Annotated in this window: 11 protein-coding genes and 1 pseudogene; 6 read left to right on the top strand and 6 right to left on the bottom strand. The window is 73.1% G+C overall.

All coding sequences use genetic code 11. The features are described 5' to 3' along the window. Window positions 1–27 precede the first annotated feature (27 nt). The 3 genes from WMF20_RS30300 to WMF20_RS30310 form a co-directional block, all read right to left on the bottom strand. On the bottom strand, window positions 28–1,524 hold the full coding sequence (locus WMF20_RS30300; protein WP_437605367.1) for a protein kinase domain-containing protein: 1,497 nt from the start codon (window positions 1,522–1,524) through the stop codon (window positions 28–30). Window positions 1,525–1,686: 162 nt separating this feature from the next. Then, window positions 1,687–2,574 (bottom strand): LolA family protein, encoded by an 888-nt coding sequence (locus WMF20_RS30305; RefSeq protein ID WP_437605368.1) that lies wholly within the window; start codon window positions 2,572–2,574, stop codon window positions 1,687–1,689. Window positions 2,575–2,771: 197 nt separating this feature from the next. Then, window positions 2,772–4,634 carry an HTH domain-containing protein gene (locus WMF20_RS30310; RefSeq protein ID WP_437605369.1) on the bottom strand — a complete coding sequence of 621 codons (1,863 nt, stop codon included), beginning with the start codon at window positions 4,632–4,634 and terminating at the stop codon, window positions 2,772–2,774. Between the two features lie 799 nt (window positions 4,635–5,433). Here WMF20_RS30310 and WMF20_RS30315 point away from each other — a divergent pair. Beyond that, the gene (locus tag WMF20_RS30315) at window positions 5,434–5,826 is read left to right on the top strand and encodes a hypothetical protein (RefSeq protein WP_129577695.1); all 393 of its coding nucleotides are present in this window, start codon (window positions 5,434–5,436) and stop codon (window positions 5,824–5,826) included. 92 nt (window positions 5,827–5,918) lie between these two features. Here the strand turns inward: WMF20_RS30315 and alaS are convergent, their stop codons facing one another. The 3 genes from alaS to WMF20_RS30330 all read right to left on the bottom strand — a co-directional run bounded on the left by alaS (window position 5,919) and on the right by WMF20_RS30330 (window position 12,292). Continuing rightward, a complete protein-coding gene (alaS, locus tag WMF20_RS30320) occupies window positions 5,919–8,672 on the bottom strand; it encodes an alanine--tRNA ligase (RefSeq protein ID WP_437617188.1) in 2,754 nt (917 codons plus the stop codon). Window positions 8,673–8,901: 229 nt separating this feature from the next. Further along, window positions 8,902–9,699, bottom strand: coding sequence for a HEAT repeat domain-containing protein (locus WMF20_RS30325; protein WP_437605370.1), 798 nt, complete (start codon window positions 9,697–9,699; stop codon window positions 8,902–8,904). Window positions 9,700–10,027: 328 nt separating this feature from the next. Next, window positions 10,028–12,292, bottom strand: a complete 2,265-nt coding sequence (locus WMF20_RS30330) for a TIGR04551 family protein (protein WP_437605371.1) — start codon at window positions 12,290–12,292, stop codon at window positions 10,028–10,030. Between the two features lie 571 nt (window positions 12,293–12,863). Between WMF20_RS30330 and WMF20_RS30335 the strand changes: the two genes are divergently transcribed. From WMF20_RS30335 to WMF20_RS30355, 5 genes and pseudogenes are all read left to right on the top strand, one after another. Continuing rightward, window positions 12,864–14,981 (top strand): OmpA family protein, encoded by a 2,118-nt coding sequence (locus WMF20_RS30335; RefSeq protein ID WP_437605372.1) that lies wholly within the window; start codon window positions 12,864–12,866, stop codon window positions 14,979–14,981. A gap of 138 nt (window positions 14,982–15,119) precedes the next feature. Then, window positions 15,120–15,911, top strand: coding sequence for an OmpA family protein (locus WMF20_RS30340; protein WP_129577700.1), 792 nt, complete (start codon window positions 15,120–15,122; stop codon window positions 15,909–15,911). 496 nt (window positions 15,912–16,407) lie between these two features. Next, a pseudogene (locus WMF20_RS30345) lies at window positions 16,408–17,466 on the top strand (ATP-binding protein); the annotation flags it as partial. A 22-nt stretch (window positions 17,467–17,488) separates the two neighbouring features. Beyond that, entirely contained in the window at window positions 17,489–18,100 is a 612-nt protein-coding gene (locus WMF20_RS30350; protein WP_437605373.1) for a methyltransferase family protein, read from the top strand. 154 nt (window positions 18,101–18,254) lie between these two features. Further along, on the top strand, window positions 18,255–19,421 hold the full coding sequence (locus WMF20_RS30355) for a hypothetical protein (RefSeq protein ID WP_437605374.1): 1,167 nt from the start codon (window positions 18,255–18,257) through the stop codon (window positions 19,419–19,421). Window positions 19,422–19,429: the final 8 nt, after the last annotated feature.

The following is a 19,429-nucleotide window of genomic DNA, read 5'->3' on the forward strand; positions in this document are numbered from 1 at the left end:
GATCGGCGCCGCGAACGCAGGCGGCGGCTACCGTCGCTGCCAGGGGTCGACGATCTCGCGCGCCCGGTGCGGGGCCCGGCGCGGCGCCGAGCGCGCCGGCGGGTCCTTCCTCGCCGTGGACGCCGCTGGCTCCGCCGTGCCCGAGGGCGCCGTCGAGGGCGGCGCCGTGTCCGCGGCCGGCGCGCTCTCGGGGACGAGCAGGCGATCCGCCACCGGCGTCGACGCGCGGGCGACCTCCACCGGCGGGGCCGTGATCGCCGGCGCGGGCTCGACCAGCGCGGGCTCGACCGGCGCGGCCACGGGGCCAGCGCCCTCCTGGCCGACGGGGCGCAGCGCCGTGACCGCGGCCGTCCCGCTGAGCACGAAGAGCGCGCCGCACGCCAGCAGCCAGCGCCGCGTCGCGCTCGCGCTCGGCCTGCGGGCGTCGCGGACCTCCCCGGCCGCGGCGGCCGTGAGCGTGCCGGGCTGCGACGGATCGGGCAGCGGCGTGAGCGCGTCCTCCCGCGGCGCCGCGCCCCGATCCTCGGGCGCCTCGGACCACGAGAGCGCGCCGACGTCGCCGGGCCCCGAGAGCTCTGCGGCGCCGGCCGGCGACAGCCCGAGCAGCGTCCCCGTGCGCGACGCGGCCGGCGGGGGCTGCGGCACGGAGGGCGCGGGCAGCGGGACGCCGAGATCGCCCGCCGCGGCCGCGAAGGCGTGCACCATCTCCTGCGCCGACTGGAACCGCTGGGACCTCTCGCGCGAGAGCGCGCGCAGGAAGAACCCGTCGAGCTCGGCGGGCAGATCGCTCGCGAGCCGCGTCGCCAGCGGGATCGGCTCGACGAGGATCCGCGACAGCACCGCGCCGAGCACGTCGCCCTCGAACGGGAGCTTGCCCGTGACCGCGCGGAAGAGGATGACCCCGAGCGACCAGAGATCGCTGCGCGCGTCGAGGTCCTTGTCGCCGCGCGCCTGCTCCGGGCTCATGTAGAACGGCGAGCCCAGGAGCTCGCCGGTCTTCGTGGTCTCGTCGCTGAGGAGCTTGCCCGTGAGCTGCTTGGCGATGCCGAAGTCGAGGACCTTGACGATGTCCTCCTCGTCATCGACGCGCGCGAGGAACAGGTTGCCAGGCTTGAGGTCGCGGTGGACGAGCCCGGACTCGTGCGCGCGGCGCAGCGCCTTGCCGGTCTGGATGGCGATGCGCGCCGCGTCCGCGAGGGGGATGCGGCGGACCCGCCTCAGGCGGCGGCTGAGGTCCTCGCCCCGGAGCAGCTCCATGACGAGGTACGGGACGCTCCCCTGGATCCCGTAGTCCTGCACGCTCACCACGTGCGGGCTCTCGAGGTTCGCCGCCGTGCGCGCCTCGCGGTAGAAGCGCGCGCGGAACTCGGGCGAGGCCGCGTGCTCCGGGTCCATGAACTTGATCGCCACCGGCGCGCCCAGCTGGACGTGCCGCGCCGCCCACACGGAGCCCATCCCCCCGCGCGAGAGCGGCCTCTCCAGGCGGTACTTTTCGCCGACGATCGTTCCGGGCTCGACGTCCATCGCCGACTCCTCCCGCCGAGGCGAGGTGGATTGGGCAGATCTAGACGTTCGAGCGAGCGGCGTCCACGCCGTCTGGCGAGCGCAGCAGGTCGGCGGCCGGCGCCGCCGCGATGTGCGCAGTTCGCTCTTGGGCTCCCTCAGGGATCGCCTGAGCGCGCGGACTCAGTCCTGGCAGTCGACATAACGGCGGACGACGCCGCCGGGGATCGGCTGGGTGAACGCCCCAGAGAGGAGGGGCGGATTCCACTTCGCCTCCTTGTATTGAAAGATGACGTCGTCCTCCGTGTTGGGCACCCGCATGCGGATCGAGCGGGGGATCTCGGCCTCGCAGGCGCCGCCGCTCGGCGGGATCGGATCGTCGATCCCCTCCGGGTCGACGCGCGGCGGCGCGGTGCGGATGACCCCGTGATTGCTGAGCTCGGCGCGATAGAGGTCCATCCCCCGCTGCGCGACACGGACCTCCCGGACGCGCAAGCGCTGCTGGCTCCACGGCAGGCGCCAGTCGTCCGGGCGCGGCTCGAGGTGGATCTCCTCCACCGCGTCGCGGGTGCTCTGGATCAGCACACGGTAGAAGCCGTCGCCGTCCCAGGCGATCGAGGCGCCGTGCGGCTCGTGGACGAGCACCGGCGCCTCGCCGCGGAGGAGCGCGACGAGCGCATGCCCGGGGATGGGCACCTGGGTGAGCCGCGCCAGGTTGCACGCGCTCGCGGGCCCATGCAAAAGCTGCTTCTCCCCGACATCGAGCATCTGGAACAGGGTGCCATTCGACGTGAGCGTGTAGAGCGTCGCGCCGAAGGGGCTCACCACATCGAAGCGGACCCGATCGGGATTGACCGCGAGGATGTACACGTCACCGCGGATCCTCCCCTGGCGCGAGAAGTGGTCGATCTTGGCGGTGCCCTGGACGCCGTTCACGCAGGCATACGTGTCCTTCATCCGGTCGAGCGCCGCGTCGGCGGTCGGGAACTGAGATGGCGGCGGAGCCACGGCGGCACAGCCGGTCACGAGCACGGCGAGGGTCGCGGCCCAGGCGATCGCGCGATGGCGCATGGGCGCGGACGCTGACAAGGATCGCGGAGCCCGTCAACCGCGGAAGCGGCGAGGGAGGCGCCTTGATGCAGGACAGGCGCCGGAAGCGCCCTGGTGGAGGACGGGGGCCGGCCGAAGGCGATGAGGCCGAGGGGACCGAAGAGGGGGCGCCGCGCGCCCGGCCGGAGCGAGCCCCGGCCGGACGCGCGCGGCCGAGATCAGGACGCCCGGAGCGCCTCGAGCAGATCGACGTCGGGGATCGCGATCGGCAGGCGGGCGCGGAGGACGGCGACGTCGTTGTCCTCGCAGAGGCGCGCCACCGCGAGCCCGTCGAAGAGGGAGATGGGCGCGGTCCCCGGGATCGCGGCCTCCTCGCGCGCGCCGGAGAGCATCTGACCGGCGGTCAGGATCCAGCCGGCGGTCGCGGGGCCGTAGTGGTGGAGCGAGCCGCGCAGCTCGGTGACCCGCTCGCGGCCGACCTCGCGGCCGTCCCGCCGGATGACCAGCGCCAGCTTGATCTCGTCGCCCGCCGTGCGGAGCGCCCCGGAGAAGTGGCTCTCGCCGCCCGGCGCCCCGGCGCGGCGCACCGCGCGCAGCTGGCCGAGGCCGATGCGCTCGAGCGCGAGGACACAGATCTCGACGAAGGCGTGGCCCGGGAGCTCCGAGATCTTGCGCGCGAAGGCGCGCCGCGCGGCGTCGCGGTAGCGCTCCACGGCGGCGAGCGCCTCCTGCTCCAGCCGCGCCAGGTCGCCCGGGAGCAGCCAGTCGGTCAGCGCGATCCGGCCGCCGGCGAAGCGGAAGCGGGGCCGCTGCCCCGCGGCGGTGCGGCGGGCGTTGTCGGCGCGCACGGCGGCCGCGACCTGGGACTGCACGAGCTGCACGTCCCCGGCGAGCCGGCCCCGGCGCTGCGCCGTCTCCGCGATCTGACGGAGCGACACCGCGCCCGCGTTCCGATCGAAGGTCGAGAGGATGCCCGCGACGGCGTCGGCCAGATCGCGGCCGGCCAGGTCGTCGAGCGCGTGCCCCTCACCGCCCGTGAGCTCGATCACCTGCGGGCCGCGGTAGACCGGCTCGGCGCCGAAGCCCTCGGCGCGCTCGACGCGCTCGACGCGCTCGACGCGCTCGGGGCGGTCGAAGCGCTCGGTCCGGTCGGAGCGCTCGGTCCGGTCGGAGCGCGGCGGCTCGCGGCCGTTCTCGCGGCGCGCCTCGAACACCGGCGTCGCGACGTACGAAGGCAGCCCGCCGGAGCTCGTGCTGGCCTCCGCGGTCCCGCGGCCGCGGCGACGGCGGCGGCGGCGGCGGCGGCCCTCGCCCTGCTCGCCCGACGAGCCGGGGGTCGCGCGGTCCTCACCGCCGAGGATCGGCTGATCGTCGTCGTCCTCCTCGTCGAAGAGCTCCGCGGCGCCGGCGACGGCCTCGGCCCGCATCGCCTCGTCCGGGCCCGGCGGCTCGGCGTCCTCGAGCTCGCCGTCTTCCTCGTCGAGGTACGCGCCGGCGGCCCGCGGGGACGAGGGCGCCGGCGGCGGCACGAGCTCGCGCGCTGCCGGGATCTCCACCCCGTTCAACCCGGCCGCGGCGGGCGCGGCGACGAGCGCCTCGTCGTCGTCCTCCTCGTCGTCGAGCGCGGGCGCGGCCTGCGCCGCCTCGCCCGCGGGCTCGGCCTCGACGTCCGCCGCCTCGGCCTCCGCCTCGGGCTCCGCCGCGAGAGCCCCCGAATCGCTCTCTTCCGCCGCCTCGTCGTCCGCGGCCGCCTCGAACAGGGTCGGCTGCTCCTCGTCCTTGCGCGCCTTGGCCGCCTCGGGCTTCCCGCCGCGCTTCCCCTTCTTGCCGTCGAGCCCGGACTTGATCGTCTTCTCGTCCCACTCGCGCAGCGCGAATACGCCCGGCTTCACCCGCACCAGGGGGTTGTCCGCCGTGTCCTTCTTCAGCGTCGCCGCCAGGCGGGCGCCCATCGTGACCTCTGGGCTCTTGCCAACGTGGCTAAGGAGGTTCTTCTCGATCGCGATATCGGTGATCTCTTTATAGTGAAGCGGTCTACCGATGAGGCGAAGCACCTCGGCGGCTGCATCCGTGAACGTCATTTTGTTCGCCCTTCGGGGCGCGCCGCCCGGCGGGCGCCCTCGTCGTCCCCATCGCGGCCGCCCCGTCCACAGTGGCTGACGAAGCGCGCGGGATACCCCACCGCAGCCGGGAAACGCACATTCGCTCCCACTCGGCCACGACGCGCGGAACGGCCTGCTCGTAGCATGCTCGAGCGCCGCGGTCAACGGGCCGCGCGATCTGGCTCAAGATAAGCCGCTGGACGACCTCTGGGGCTGGAACCAGGGCGCGGCCGGCGCGAAGCCCGGATCTGCCGCGCGAAAGCGGGCGTGCGGCGCGGGCGAGAGCGCGGCCGGCGCGATCCGCGCGCGCCGGCCGCGGCGGCGGCGCGCGGGTCCCGCGCGAGCATCGATGTCGCCCGTGAGCGGCTGTCGGCCAGTCCGGAGCACGGGATATGCGAGGCGGGAGATGGGCTAAACGCTCATCGCGGGGCGCGGCGGCTCCGCGCGGCCGCGGCGCGAGCTGCGATGATGGAGAACGCGATTGGACGTGGCGCGCCCCCCGGCCAGCGCGAGAGCAGGGGCGTGCCGAAGACGGGCCGAAGACGGGCCGAAGACGGGCCGAAGACGGGCCGAAGACGGGCCGAAGACGGGAATGAGGGCGCGCCGAGAGCGGGAGATCCCTCCCGGCCAGGGCGCCGCCGCCGCGCCTCGCCGGGGCGCGCCGCGGCGCGGCGCGGCGACGACACCGGGCCGCCGGCGCGGCGCGCCGACAACGGAGCGGCGACAACATCGCTTTTGCGCTTTGCCATCTCCCGGATAAGGGGGTTACGCTGCGTGGGTGGAGCTTTCGCGGCTTCTCGATGAGCTCACCCTGGCGGCCAACCGGGTCGGCATCGCCGTCCGGATGGAGGCGTTCGATCCGCACCTGTCGGACGCGCGCAATCCGCGGGGCGGGCTCTGCACCGTGCTCGGCCGCCGGGTCATCCTGGTCGACGCCAATGCGTCGCTGCCCGATCGCATCGCCACGGTCGCGGCCGCGCTCGCGCGCGTGGACCTGGAGTCCGTGTTCCTGCCGCCGATCGTGCGCGCGACCATCGGCGCCCACGCCCGCGGTGGGCGGCCGCGGGCGGCCGCGCCGGGCGAGCCCGTGCGCCTGCCGACGCGCCACGGCAAGCGCGGGAAAGCCACGACGCTGCTCCCGCTCGCCCGCACCAAATGGCGTGACTCCTGATCGCGGCGGCGCGCCCCCTCCCCGGGCGCGCCGCCCTCCCCTCGCCGGCCTCGCGAGGACGCCGGCGGGGGCTCCTCGCGCGGCGCCGCGCGCTACGACGCGAGCGCCCGCTCGACCTCGACGTACGTCGCCGCGATCGCCGCGTCGAGCTGCGCGACGTCGGTCCCGCCGGCCTGCGCCATGTCGGGGCGGCCGCCGCCGGAGCCGCCCACGATGCGGGCGATCGGCTTGATCAGCTCCCCGGCCTTGAGCCGCTCGGTCGCCGACTTGGAGAGCATCACGGCGAGCTGCGCCTTGTCGCCCACCGCCGCGCCGAGCAGCACCGCCGCGCGATCGCCGAGCTTGTCGCGCAGCTTCTCCGCCAGGTCGCGCAGCGCGCCCGGGTTGGTGCCGTCCGGCACCCGGCGCGCGAGCACCTTGATCCCGCCGATCTCCCGCGCGTCCTCCAGCATCGCGTCGATGCCGCCGCCGCCGCCGCCGCCCTGCGCGGGGCCGGCGCCGCCCTCCAGGATCCGCCGCTCGAGGTCCGCGACCTTCTTCTCGAGCTCCCGCTCGTGCGCCACGATCTTCCCGATCTTCTCGGCCAGATCGCCGCCCTGCGCCTTCGCGACCTGCCGCGCCCGCGCCAGCTCGGCCTCGACGCCCCGCGCGTACGCGAGCGCGTTCAGCCCCGTCGACGCGAAGAGCCGGCGCACGCCCGCGGCCACGCCGCCCTCGCCCGTGATCTTGAACAGCCCGATGTCGCCGAGCGCGCGCGCGTGCGTGCCGCCGCAGAGCTCCACCACCTCGGGCGTCATCGTGAGCATCCGCACGGTGTCGCCGTATTTCTCCTCGAAGATCGCCATCGCGCCCCGCCGCCGCGCCTCGTCCATCGGCAGGATCTCGGTCGTCACCTTCGCGTTCGTGAGGACCTTCTCGTTCACGAGGTCCTCGATCCGCGCGATCTCCTCGCGGGTGAGGGGCCGGTTGTGCGTGAAGTCGAAGCGGAGGATGTCCGGGCCGACCCGCGAGCCCTTCTGCTGCGCGTGCTCCCCGAGCACCTTGCGCAGCGCCCAGTGCAGCACGTGCGTGGCCGAGTGGTTGCGGCGCGTCGCCGACCGCGCCGCGTGGTCCACCTCGAGGTGCACGCGCTGGCCCACCGCGATCGCCCCCTCGCGCACCACGCCCTCGTGCACGACGAGCCCCGCGACCGGCTTCTGCGCGTCCTTCACCTCCACGCGCGCCCCCTCCGCCGTCACCTCGCCGCTGTCGCCGACCTGACCGCCCGACTCGGCGTAGAACGGCGTCTCGCGGACGACGATCTCGACCGCCTCCCCCGCCTCCGCGCGCTCCACCAGCGTCCGCGCCTTGCGCGCCCGGTCGCCCTCGCCCTGCACCTCCACCCGGATGATCGCGACGACCTCGCTGTCGCCCTCCTCGCGCTCGTAGCCCGTGAAGACGACCGGCTGCGCGAGCTTCCCGCGCGCCTCGCGGTGCGCGGCGTCCACGGCGGCGTTCGGATCGATCGGGCCGTCCGCCTCGGCGGCGCCGTGGATGACCGCCTCGGCCCCCTGGACGTCGACGTCGAAGTTCGACTCGGCGCAGATGACCTGCGTCAGATCCAGCGGGAATCCGTAGGTGGTGTAGAGATCGGCCGCCGCGGCGGCCGGGAGCGTCTTCTCGCCCGACGAGCGCATCTCGTCGAAGCGCTCGTCCAGGATCTTCATCCCGCGCTTCAGCGTGGAGCGGAAGCGGATCTCCTCGTCCTCGGTGACGCGGGCGATCAGCTCGCGCCGATCGCGGAGCTCCGGGTACGTCTCGCCCATCCGGCGCACCACCTCGAGCGCGACCTCGTGCAAGAACGGCCGGTCGATCCCGAGCCGGTGCCCGTGGCGGATCGCCCGGCGCATCACCCGGCGGAGCACGTACTCGCGCCGCTGCCGCTCGGGCATCACGCCCTCGGCGATCAGGAACGCGGTCGTCCGCGCGTGATCGGCGATGACCCGCATCGACACGTCGTCGTCGGCGCTCCCGCCGGTGTACGGCTTGCCGCTGAGCTCCGCGGCCTTGTCGACGAGCCCCCGGAGCAGGTCGGTGTCGTAGTTCGACGTCGCGCCCTGGAGCACGCTCGCGATCCGCTCCAGGCCCATGCCGGTGTCGATGCTCGGCGCCGGCAGCGGCACGAGCGGGCCGTCCTTCTCGACGCGCTCGTACTGCATGAACACGTTGTTCCAGATCTCGGTCCAGCCCGTGCCGTCGATGCGCGGCTCCTCGCCGAAGCGCGAGACGTCGGGCTCGTTCCCGTGGAAGAAGTGGATCTCCGAGCAGGGGCCGCACGGGCCGACGTCGCCCATCGTCCAGAAGTTGTCGGCGAGGCCCAGCCGGAGGATCCGGTCGTCGCCGAAGCCGGTGACCTTGCGCCAGATCGCCGCGGCCTCGTCGTCGGCCGGGAAGCCCCCCTCGCCGTTGTAGATGGTGACCACGAGCCGCGACGGGGAGACCTCGTAAACCTTGGTCAGGAGCTCCCACGCGAAGGCGATCGCGTCTTCCTTGAAGTAGTCGCCAAAGCTGAAGTTGCCGAGCATCTCGAAGAACGTCTGATGGCGCGCGGTCACGCCGACGTTCTCAAGGTCGTTGTGCTTGCCGCTGATCCGGATGCACTTCTGGCTCGATGCGGCGCGCTGGTAGGGGCGCTTGTCCTTGCCCGTGAAGACGTCCTTGAACGGCACCATACCCGCGTTCACGAACATCAGCGTCGGATCGTTCTGCGGCAGGAGCGGCGCGCTCGGGACGACCTCGTGCCCGCGCTGGGCGAAGAACTCGAGGAACGTGCGTCGGATCAGATCGGAGCTGGCAGGCGTTGCGATGGGCATAGGAGGAGGCGCGGTCTAGCACGACCGGAGAGCGGCATCCGCCCGCTCGAGGGGGCGAGCCCGGCCGCCGCCGCGGCGGCCGCGCGCGGACTGGGGAGGCCCGAGTCGACCCGCGCCGGCGCGGGCGCCGGTCGGTCGAGCGCCGCGGCGCGCCGGTCGAGCGCCCGCGGCGCGCCCGTCGAGCGCCCGCGGCGCGCCGGTCGAGCGCCCGCGGCGCGCCGGGTCAGCGGCCGGAGGGGACGACGCTGCTGCCCGAGGCGGCCTCGAGGGCGAGGGGCGCCCGCTGCAGCGCGCTCTCGATCGCGCCCGCGACGGCGTCGTTCTGCAGCTGGGCGAGCTCCCGCCCGCCGCGGGCGCGCCGCGCCTCGGCGACCGCCTGGGCCGAGCCGGTCATCGAGCCCTTCAGCGTCTGGCTCGGCATCTCGCGGATCACGAACTCGACCTTGGCCGAATACCCGACGCCGTCGGCCCCGTGGCGCTTGCTCAGGTGCGTGACCGAGCCGTCCAGCGTGAACGCCGGCAGCTTGCGGCTCTTGCCCTCCGCCGCCACGTCCGTGCCGTCGGCCACGATCTCGATGTCGGCGAACTGCATCACCCGGTTGCGCGTCTGCTGCTTGAGGAGCGACCCGAGCATCGCGTCCTTCACGCCCGAGCGGTTCTCGAACTTGCCCAGGCTGACCAGGAAGCGCGCCTTCGCGGACGACTTGGAGAGCCGCTCGATGGCGGCCTGGATCGGGCGCTTCTGGCTGGGGGTGGACTCGACGGTGAGCGCCGCCTTGAGCGCCGGGACCGCCGCGGGGTTGCCGAGCGCGCCGAGCGCGGCCGCGGCCGAGGCGCGCACCGCCGGGTGCGGATCCCTGAGCGCCTTCTCGAGGGCGGGCCGCGCGCCCGGGCTCTTCGATCGGCCGAGCGCCAGCGCCGCCGCGACCCTCAGCCGGTAGTCCTTGCCGACGGCGATGTCGCGGAAAGCGGAGGTGTCGGCGTCCTGCGCGCTCGACAGGGACGTCGAGCCGAAAACCATCGAAGTCGCCAAGAACATCGCAATGAGGAGACGACGAACCATCACGTCCCTCCGGAGATCGGCGGCCCTCGCCACCCGCTCTCCTCGGTGAACCACGGAAGTCTCGCGACGCGCCTGGCGCCCAGACGGCCTTATCCTTGGCCAGGACGGTCGCGAGATCAAGGCCCCTTTGGCCCGTGATGGCTCATGCAGGAGGCGTGACGAGCCCGGCAGACGTCGTCGTCACGCGCCGGAGCGCTCCGGTGTACCGCCCGGAGCGCTTATTTCCAGACACACTGCCACGGCTGCCCCTGGATCGGCTGACCAGCTCAGAAATCGGCTGACCAGCTCAGAAGAGGATACCGAGATACCAGCGCACCGTCTGTGCGGTCTCGAGGTCGATCGGCTGGAGGTTCTTTTCGCCCTTGAGCTGGCCGAGCCCGCTGAGCGGGAACAGCACGCCGTACTGCACCGCCGTGTAGAATCCGCCCATCTTGTCGGGATCGTCGTTGAGCGTCCCGTCCTTCGACTGGAAGTACAGCTGTCCGTTCAGCTCGATGCCGAGGTCCCTGGCGTTCCCGGGGGCCTGCACGAACTCCGAGGCGCGGCTCCAGATGGCCGCGGCGCCCAGGCCGGCGCGCTGGCCGTTCTTGTCACGAGCGAAGTCCCAGTCCACGCCGGGACGGAAGTAATAGGCCCCCTGGACCCGAGACAGGATGTTCCTGAACAGGATCTGGTCGACGCGGTAATCCGGGTGGAAACGGAAGGTCGAGTAGGTGCGATCGGTCGAGTTCTGGGGGTCCATGGCCCCGGTCAGGGTGCCGACGGGCTTCAGGGAGGGCACGTCGTCGTCGCCGGTCGCGTAGCCGAAGCCGAAATGCAGCCGCAGGCGGCCTTCCATCTCGGTGAGCTCGGCCTGGGTCGCGATCCCGAACTGCCGGATGCCCCAGCCCGTGTCCTTCGGCGAGAGGACGTTCGTGTAATCGGCCTCGCTCTGCCCGCGCAGGTCGAGGGAGCCGTAGATCATCGCCGCCTCGAGCTCGAAGCGGAACTTCTTGTAGAGGAGCTGGAACCACACGTCGGGGATGACCATCTCCGCTCCCCGATGCACGTACCCGCTCGCGACGGTGTCCGCGGTCGCGCCGAGCGAGGCGGACTTGTCGGGGTGCTCGGAGTCGACGTTCTCGTCGTTCGCCAGGGTCTGCTTCCGGTACGCGAAGTAGACGCCGCCGTTCACGACCATGTTGCCGCGGGCGAGATCCAGCTTCTGGAGCTCCGGGTTCTTGCGGCGGACGGCGACGAACACGTACTGATCGACGTCATCGGACTGGGCGAGGTCGTAGGGCTGGCCCTCGAGCTCCTGGAGGGAGGCGCTCGTCGCGCCCTCGTTGGCCCAGTCCCACGCGCCGGCGAAGTAGAGGTCGTATTTCTTGATCCCCGTGACGAACATCAGCCGATCGACGGTCGACTGGTAGTCGGAGTCGTGCCCATCGCCGCTGTTCGCCACCATGCCGAGGCCCCAGTGGTTCGGCATCCGGCCGAAGCGCAGGAGGCCCACGGGGGTCATGTACTCGCCCCAGATCCGCTTGACGGAGATCGAGTCCTTGGTCGAGTTGATGCCGGCGCTCGGCGCCCACTGGGTGCTGGAGAAGGCCCCGAGCGGCGAGTACCCGCCCCGGCGGGCGACCTGGTAGCCGCCGCCGGCGCCCGGCTGGTTCGCGTAGCCCTCCGGGGTCGAGCCGAGCACGACGTTGTCGAGGAGATCGACCTGGGAGAGGATCCGCAGGTTGTCGCTGATGTGCAGCTCGGGGTTCAGCCGGAAGCGCATGTTCGCGCCGGCCTGGGTGTCGCTCTTGCACCAGTGGAAATCGCGCGAGCCGCCGCTCGTGGTCTCGCTCGGGTCGCAGAGGTTGACCGCGTGGGCCGCGTCGTAGGAGTTGTCGGCCGGCTGGGGCCAGAGCGCCGCGTTGCGCAGGTCGGTGCGGCCGAGGGCGAAGCTGTTGAAGAGCTCCCACCGGAGCCGGTAGTAGCCGTGGAACTCGAACGTCGGCCGCGCGTGGGCCCACCAGTCCTCGGCGTACACCTCGCTGGGGCGGGCGCCGATCTCCCCCTGGGTCGCCTTCCGCTCCGTCCCCTCGGCGGCCGCCGAGGGCCCCTCCGAGGCGGCCGGCCTGGCCGGCTGGGGCGCGGCCGGCGCGGCCGTGTCGTCGGCCGGCGGCATGAGCGGCTCGCGCGTCGGCGCCGGGGGCTCGAGCGCCTCCACGTCGCTGCCGCCGACCGGCGCCGCGCCGGGTTGCGCCGGGGTCGCCCCGGGCTGCGCCGCGCCCGGCTGCGCCGGCGGCGCGGTGGCCGCGCCGGGCTGCGCCGCGCCGGGCTGCGCCGGGGCCGCGGTGGCCGCGCCGGGCTGGGCGGGTGCCGCGCCGGGCTGCGGAGCAGGAGCGCCGGCCTGCCCGGCGGGCGGCTGCGCCGCCGGCGGCTGGGCCGGCCGGCGCGCCGGCTGGGCGGACGCGGAGGACGCGCCCAGCACGAGCGCGAGCGCGAGGCCCGACCGGAGGCGACGGCGAGGGGTGCCAGGGCTGCACGACGTTCCCGGAGACCGCGACGAGATGGGCATCTGCTTGGTTCGTTCGCGCGTTTGGCCCCGCGCGCAGGATGAGGTTGATGTTCCGAGCTCTCGGCGGCCCGGAGGCCGGGCGCCGATGTCTCATGCCCGGCTTGTGTGGTCAAGGCGCCGCTCGGCCCCGACCCCTGGAACCCGCCCCCCCGGAACCGCCCCCGGAGCCCCCCGAGCCGGCGCCCTGCTGCGCGCGCGCCCGGCGCCGTCCCGCCGCCCCCCCGACCGCGCCCGTCCCGCCGTCCCCGACCGCGCGTCCTGACCGCGCCCGTCCCGCCGTCCCCGACCGCGCCTCCCGACCGCGCCCGTCCCGCCGTCCCCGACCGCGCGTCCCGACCGCGCCCGTCCCGCCGTCCCCGACCGCAAGCAGCGGCTTCTTCGAGCCCTCTTGGAATTCTGCGCATGATCCGGGAAGATCCACCGCGTTGCGTTGGATGCCGCCGCGCGCGCCGGCTGCCGTACTCGCCTCACCGGTCCGCGCGGAGCGCCTCCGTCCCAGCGAACGTCCATCCTGGAACGGCCGTGCGCTGCCGGAGGCTCACCGACCGGGAAGATGCCTGAAAGGGGATAGATGAGAACGCTGCGAGCGCTGTGTCTGCTGTCGATCGTGGGCGCTGGGGTGGGGCTCGCCTCGGGCGTGGCGCGCGCGCAGGGGGCGGTCCGCGAGGGGGAGTTCTCGGTGCAGCGGTTCGAGCCGGCGCCGGGGTCGAAGAACTACCTGAGCGTCGAGGGCGCCCGGATGGAGGCGTCGCTCGGGGTCACGGCCGGCCTGATGTTCGACTACGCGCGGGAGCCGTTCGTCCTCGAGAGCTGCGTCTCGGCGACCGACTGCTCCTCCCCGGACGCCCGGGACCACCGGGAGCTGCCGGTCATCTCGGACATGCTGACCTGGAACGTGCTGGCCTCGATCACGCCGGCGTCGTGGCTCCAGGTCGGCCTGCGCTTCCCGGTCGCCTACGTGAGCGGCCAGGGGGTCGACGCCGCCACCGGCGCGGCGGCCGCGGAGGGGCTGAAGGCGTTCGGCGCGGGCGACCCGACGCTCGAGGCCAAGGTGCGGTTCTTCGGCGGGCCGCGCGATCCGCTGGTGCTCGGCGCCGCGGCCGACGTGAGCTTCCCGCTCGGGCACGCGACCAGCGAGGGGAGCTACCTCGGCAGCTCGTCGCCGGTGACCGCGGGGCTGCGCCTCATCGTGGACGGCAGCGCGGGGCCGCTGTCGTTCGGGCTCAACCTGCGCGGCAAGCTGCTCCCCGAGGCGGCGCGGATCGCCTCGACCGAGGTCGGCCCGGTCGAATTCCGGTACGGCGGGGGGCTCGGCTACCAGATCGCCCCGATGCTCCGCGTGCTCGCCGAGGGGTACGGCGCGACCCAGTTCAGCGCGCAGGGCGGGACGAACTCGCTCGAGGTCGACGGCGCGCTCCAGATCGCCCCGCGCGACCTCGGCCTCGTGTTCACGATCGGCGGCGGCGCGGGCGTGGTCGAGGGCATCGGCGTGCCCGTGGCGCGCGGCATCGCGGGGATCCTCTTCGTGCACGAGCCCGGCGACGCGGACGCCGACGGGGTGGACGACGCGGCGGACCGGTGCCCGACGGTGCCCGAGGACCGGGACGGGATCGCCGACGAGGACGGCTGCCCCGAGGACGACGGCGACGGGGACGGCATCCCGGACGAGAGCGACCGCTGCCCGACGAAGGCGGAGGTCGTCAACGGGCTCGACGACAAGGACGGCTGCCCCGACGAGGTGGCGGATCGCGACAAGGATCGGGTCCCCGACGCGCAGGACAAGTGCCCGGATCAGGCGGGCCGGGTGCTCCTGCCCGAGCATTACGGCTGCCCCGACAAGGACGAGGACGGCGTGCCGGACCGGGTCGACAAGTGCGTCGACGCGCCCGAGGACACCGACGGGTTCGAGGACGAGGACGGCTGCCCCGACCCGGACAACGACGGCGACGGCGTGCTCGACCAGCAGGACGAGTGCGTCGACCAGCCCGAGGTGAAGAACGGCTTCAAGGACGAGGACGGCTGCCCCGACGAGCTCCCCGACAGCGACGGGGACGGGATCCCGGACGAGAAGGACCGGTGCCCGACGCAGCCGGAGAACCTGAACGGCTTCGAGGACCTGGACGGCTGCCCGGACCGCGGCGCGAGCCTGGTGCAGGTCGGCGACGAGGACATCAAGATCCTCCAGCGGGTCGAGTTCGCGCTCAACAACGACAAGATCCAGGGCGCGCAGAGCTTCGCGGTGCTCGACGCCGTGGTGTCGGCGCTGAGCCTCCACCCGGAAATTTTCAAGGTGGAGGTCGCTGGCCACACGGACGACGCCGGGCCGGCGGACATGAACCGGTCGCTGTCGCAGCGGCGCGCCGAGGCGGTGGTCGCTTACCTCGCGAGCAAGGGCGTCGCCCCGGCGCGGCTCGTGGCGCGGGGCTACGGCCCGGACAAGCCGATCGACGACAACAAGACCGCCAAGGGCCGCCAGAAGAACCGGCGCGTCGAGTTCGTCATCGTGCACTCGGTGAAGAAGCCGCAGCAAGCGCCCGGGGATCCGGCGGCGACGGCGCCGGCAGCGCCGACAGCGTCGCCCGCCGCGGGGTCGGCGGCGCCGCCTGCGGCTGCTCCGCCTGGGGCCGCGGCGCCTCGGGCAGCGCCGGCGGTGCCGCTGCCGCTCGCGCCTCCGCCGCCGAAGCCCTGATCGCCCCTGTCCTGCGGCAGAGGGCCGCGTGGACGGGCGGATCTCGCCGTCCTCTCCTCTGGATCTCTCGGCCGAGCTGAGCGACGCTCCCGCCCGCGGCATCCCGCTCCGCGGGACGGAGCCATGGAGAAAGCGCTGATGAACCGGACACTCATTGCACTACCCCTCGTGCTGTCGTCGCTGTTCGCCGCGGGCTGCGGCCACTCCGAGCAGGAGTGGAAGGCGCAGCTCGCCAAGTACAACGACCTCCAGAACCGGAGCCAGAAGCGGGAGGCGGACCTCGAGAAGGAGCTCGCCGACGCGAAGCAGCGCGTCGAGGAGCTCGAGAAGAAGCTCGCGGACCAGGGCGCCGACATCTCGAAGATGAGCTCGACGCTGGAGGACCGCGAGAAGGCGCTGGCGGAGTACAAGGCGCGCGCGAAGCAGCTGGAGGCGATCCAGGCGCGGTTCGACCTGCTCCGGAAGAAGCTCGAGGAGCTGACCAAGCTCGGCCTGGAGGTCCGGGTCCGCCGGAACCGGATGGTCATCTCGCTGCCCGGGGACGTGCTGTTCGACTCGGGCAAGGACACCCTGAGCAAGGAGGGCCAGGAGATCCTGAAGAAGATCGCGGACGTCATCCGGGGCGACAAGTCGCTGGTCGATCGCGACTACCAGGTCGCGGGGCACACGGACAGCCAGCCGTACAAGAACGGCCCGTTCTTCGACAACTGGGGGCTTTCGCTGATGCGGGCGCGGTCCGTGCTGCTGTTCCTCATCGGCAAGGAGGGCCGGCTGCCGACGCGGCACTGGAGCGCGGCCGGGTTCGCGGACACGGACCCCGTGGCGGACAACACCACGCCGGCCGGCAAGCAGAAGAACCGCCGGTGCGACCTGGTGGTGGTGCCGGACGTGGACGAAATGCTCGACCTGACGAAGCTCGCCACGAAGTGAGGGCGGGCGCGAGAGCGGGGCTCGCAGGGCGGGCCCGCGCGCGGCGCGGGGTGGCGCGGCCGGCAGATTCGTGATTCAGCTCACGTCAGCATAAAAAGCTGGGCGATTTCGGGATCCTGGCTCCTGGGTCGACCACAACGCGTTCTGGTGCCGGGCGTCCGGGGACGCCGGCGACCACGACGCGTTCTGGTGCCGGGTGTCCGGGGACGCCGGTGACCACAACGCGTTCTGGTACCCGGGCGTCCGGGGATACCGGCGACCACAACGCGTTCTGGTGCCCGGGCGTCCGGGGACGCCGGCGACCACAACGCGTTCTGGTGCCCGGGCGTCCGGGGGCGCCGGCGACCACATCGCGTTCTGGTACCCGGGTGTCCGGGGGCGCCGGTGACCGCAGCGCGTTCTGGTACCCGGGTGTCCGGGGTCGCGAACGACGGGCGAACGCCACCACCAAGGCGCGCTGGCCACCTCGCGCTCCGCTCTCTAGACTTGCGCTGAGATGCCCCGCTGGTTCAACACGGCAGGCCCCTGCAATCCGGCCGATCACTACATGCTTCCGCCGGAAGAGCGCCTGCCCGGCGTACGCGACCTCATCGACCGCAAAGCCTATTTCGTGCTGCACGCGCCGCGGCAGATCGGGAAGACGACCTCGCTGCTGACGCTCGCCCAGGCGCTCACGCGCGAAGGGCGCTACGTGGCGGTCCGCGTCTCGATGGATGTCGGCGCCCCTTTTCCGGGCGACCCCGGTGCTGCGGAGCTCGCGATGCTGAGCGAGTGGCGCGGCCTCGCCGATTCGCAGCTACCGGCCGAGCTCCAGCCACCGCCGTTCCCGGACGCGCCACCTGGCGAGCGTATCGGCGCCGCGCTCGGGGCCTGGGCTCAGGCGGCGCCGCGACCGCTCGTCGTCTTCCTCGACGAGATCGACGCTCTGCGGGACATCACGCTCATCTCCGTCCTGCGCCAGCTCCGGAGCGGCCATTTAGGTCGCCCGCACGGCTTCCCGCACGCGCTCGCGCTCGTCGGCCTTCGCGACGTGCGCGACTCCAAGGTCGCCTCCGACGGCGGCGACCGACTCGGCACATCGAGCCCGTTCAACATCAAGGTCGAGTCGCTCACGCTGCGCAACTTCAGCCGCGACGAGGTCGCCGCCTTGGTTGCCCAGCACACGGCCGAGACGGGCCAGGGCTTTCACTCGGGCGCCGTGGATCGAGCCTTCGAGCTCACCCAGGGCCAGCCGTGGCTCGTCAACGCGCTCGCCCGCCAGCTCGTCGATGTCCTGGTCAAAGATCGCGCGCAGCCCATCACCGCCGCGGACGTCGATCGCGCCAAGGAGATCCTGATCGAGCGGCAGGACACGCACCTCGACAGCCTGGTAGAGCGGCTGCGCGAGCCGCGGATCCGCGCCGTGATCGAGCCCATGCTCGCCGGCGGCACCCTCGGCGACGTGCCCGAAGACGACCGGCGATTCGCCGTCGATCTGGGCCTCGTGCGCCGCGCAGCGGAGGGCGGCCTCGTCATCGCCAATCCCATCTACCGCGAGATCATCGTGCGCCAGCTCAATGGCAAGATGGGAGATTGAGATGAGTCGTCCCTGGTTCGCGCTTGTTCTGTACGCCGTCTACATGGCGCTCGCCTTCGGATGGCGGTCGCTCCGCCAGCGCCGCGCGACCGGATCGACGGGGTTCCGCGGCATCTCGGGGCCGCCGGGATCGCTGCCCTGGCTCGGCGGCGTGCTCTTCGCGGTCGCGATGCTCCTCGGCCTGGCCGCCCCGGTCGCGGAGCTCGCCGGCTGGATCGGGCCGCTCGCCGAGCCTGGCCTCGTCGTCGTCGGGCTCGGGGCCGTCGCGACCCTCGCAGGGATCCTCGGCACCTTGTGGTCCCAGGGGGCGATGGGGGCGTCGTGGCGCATCGGCGTGAGCGAGGCGGAGCGCACGAGCCTCGTGACCGGAGGGCCGTTCGCCCTGGTGCGGAACCCCATCTTCAGCTTCATGATGCTGGCCGCGCTCGGGATGGCGCTCATCCTCCCGAACGCCGCTGCGCTCGCCTCGTTCGTGGCGCTGGTCGCCGCGATCGAGCTGCAGGTCCGCGTGGTCGAGGAGCCCTACCTGCTCCGCGCGCACGGCGAGGCCTACGCCGCCTACTGCGCGAAGGTGGGGCGCTTTCTGCCGGGCCTCGGTCGCGCTCGCTGGTGACCAGCAATTGTGCGACGAGGTCGACCGGTGAGCCCGAGCAGCCCATGGCGTTGGCCACGGGGCGCGGTGCTCCCTCGAGGTGGCGCGTTGACAGTTGCCAGGCGTTCGACGACCATCTCCTGCCGGGACAGCGAGCCGCGGCACCAGGGGACATATGGGGTTGCTGAGCCACGACGAGATCCTCGCGATCCATCGCGCGGCGACGTCGACTCGACTGGACCAGCACCGCTCCGCCCTGCTCGCGGGCCTCGATGAGCGGTTCGTCGCCGGCCTCCCGCGCGGAGAGAGTCCGAGCGCGCAGATCCTGAACGACCTCCACACGCTCAACGCCGCGCAGACCCTCGCCGACCAGGGTGTGCCGCTCACGTGCTGGCTCTCCAACGCCATCGCCCTGACCGAGCCCCGCGAAGAGGCAGCCGTCTTCCGGACAGCGCTCGGCAAGATCCAGGAGACGCTGGGGCGCCGGCGCGCGCAGCCTACGGCGCCGGACCGGCAGAGCCATGGGAGTCCCCCGACGATGGCGCCCCGCGCCGGCTGGGTGCCCATCGCCGGAGCGATGACCCTCGGCGTGGCCATCGCGGCCGCGACGGCGCTGTGGGGCATCCGCTCGGGATGGCAGGAGAGCTCAGCGCGGGGGGAGCCGGATGCAGCCGCCGTCCCCGCCGGGGCCAGCTCCCGCGCAGCAGAGCTCGGCGCGGCGCCGGTCACGAGCGCGCCTCGCCCGAGCCCCTCCGGAGAGCCGGGAAGCGGCGCCGGCTCAGCGGACGCGACCGCGAGCGCCTCGACCGTCGATATCCAGGTCTGGTCGAGGCTGGGCTTGGCGGGGAAACCCCGCTTGATCACGCCCGGAGCGCGCCTCGACCCGCGCGAGTACCTCTACATCGATCTCCGCGCCGACCGGAGGACCTGGGTCTACCTCTTCGTCGACACGTTCAAGGGCGAGCGCTGTGATCGCATCCTCGCCCCCGATGGGGTCGCGGAGATTCTGCCCGGCGTCATCACCGAGCTCCCCCAGCGCCGGCCGGGTACGAAGAACCGGCCCTATTACCCGCTGAAGGACACCCATGTGAAGGAGCTCCTCCATTTTCTGCTGACCCGAGCTCCGATCCCCGAGCCCGAGAGGTTTGTGGGAAGCTGCCGCGTAGCTCCGCCGCGCGAGATTCCCAAGCTGCTCACGCGCACCCTGGGACAACCCACCACGGTCGCCGAAGCGAGCGCCCGGCGCGACCACGCCCGCCCTTGGCCGGCGTCGACAATCCCCGAGTGGCTCCAGCTGGCCACAACCGATACCTCGGTGTTCTCCTTCGACTTCGTTCACTGACATCCCGA

The sequence above is a fragment of the Sorangium sp. So ce834 genome (genome assembly GCF_051521425.1).
Taxonomy (GTDB): Bacteria; Myxococcota_A; Polyangia; order Polyangiales; family Polyangiaceae; genus Sorangium; species Sorangium cellulosum_D.

Coding starts and splice junctions, on each gene's coding strand:
- WMF20_RS30300 (WP_437605367.1), bottom strand. CDS start 1,524: ATGGACGTCGAGCCCGGAACGATCGTCGGCGAAAAGTACCGCCTGGAG.
- WMF20_RS30305 (WP_437605368.1), bottom strand. CDS start 2,574: ATGCGCCATCGCGCGATCGCCTGGGCCGCGACCCTCGCCGTGCTCGTG.
- WMF20_RS30310 (WP_437605369.1), bottom strand. CDS start 4,634: ATGACGTTCACGGATGCAGCCGCCGAGGTGCTTCGCCTCATCGGTAGA.
- WMF20_RS30325 (WP_437605370.1), bottom strand. CDS start 9,699: ATGGTTTTCGGCTCGACGTCCCTGTCGAGCGCGCAGGACGCCGACACC.
- WMF20_RS30330 (WP_437605371.1), bottom strand. CDS start 12,292: ATGCCCATCTCGTCGCGGTCTCCGGGAACGTCGTGCAGCCCTGGCACC.
- WMF20_RS30335 (WP_437605372.1), top strand. CDS start 12,864: ATGAGAACGCTGCGAGCGCTGTGTCTGCTGTCGATCGTGGGCGCTGGG.
- WMF20_RS30340 (WP_129577700.1), top strand. CDS start 15,120: ATGAACCGGACACTCATTGCACTACCCCTCGTGCTGTCGTCGCTGTTC.
- WMF20_RS30350 (WP_437605373.1), top strand. CDS start 17,489: ATGAGTCGTCCCTGGTTCGCGCTTGTTCTGTACGCCGTCTACATGGCG.
- WMF20_RS30355 (WP_437605374.1), top strand. CDS start 18,255: ATGGGGTTGCTGAGCCACGACGAGATCCTCGCGATCCATCGCGCGGCG.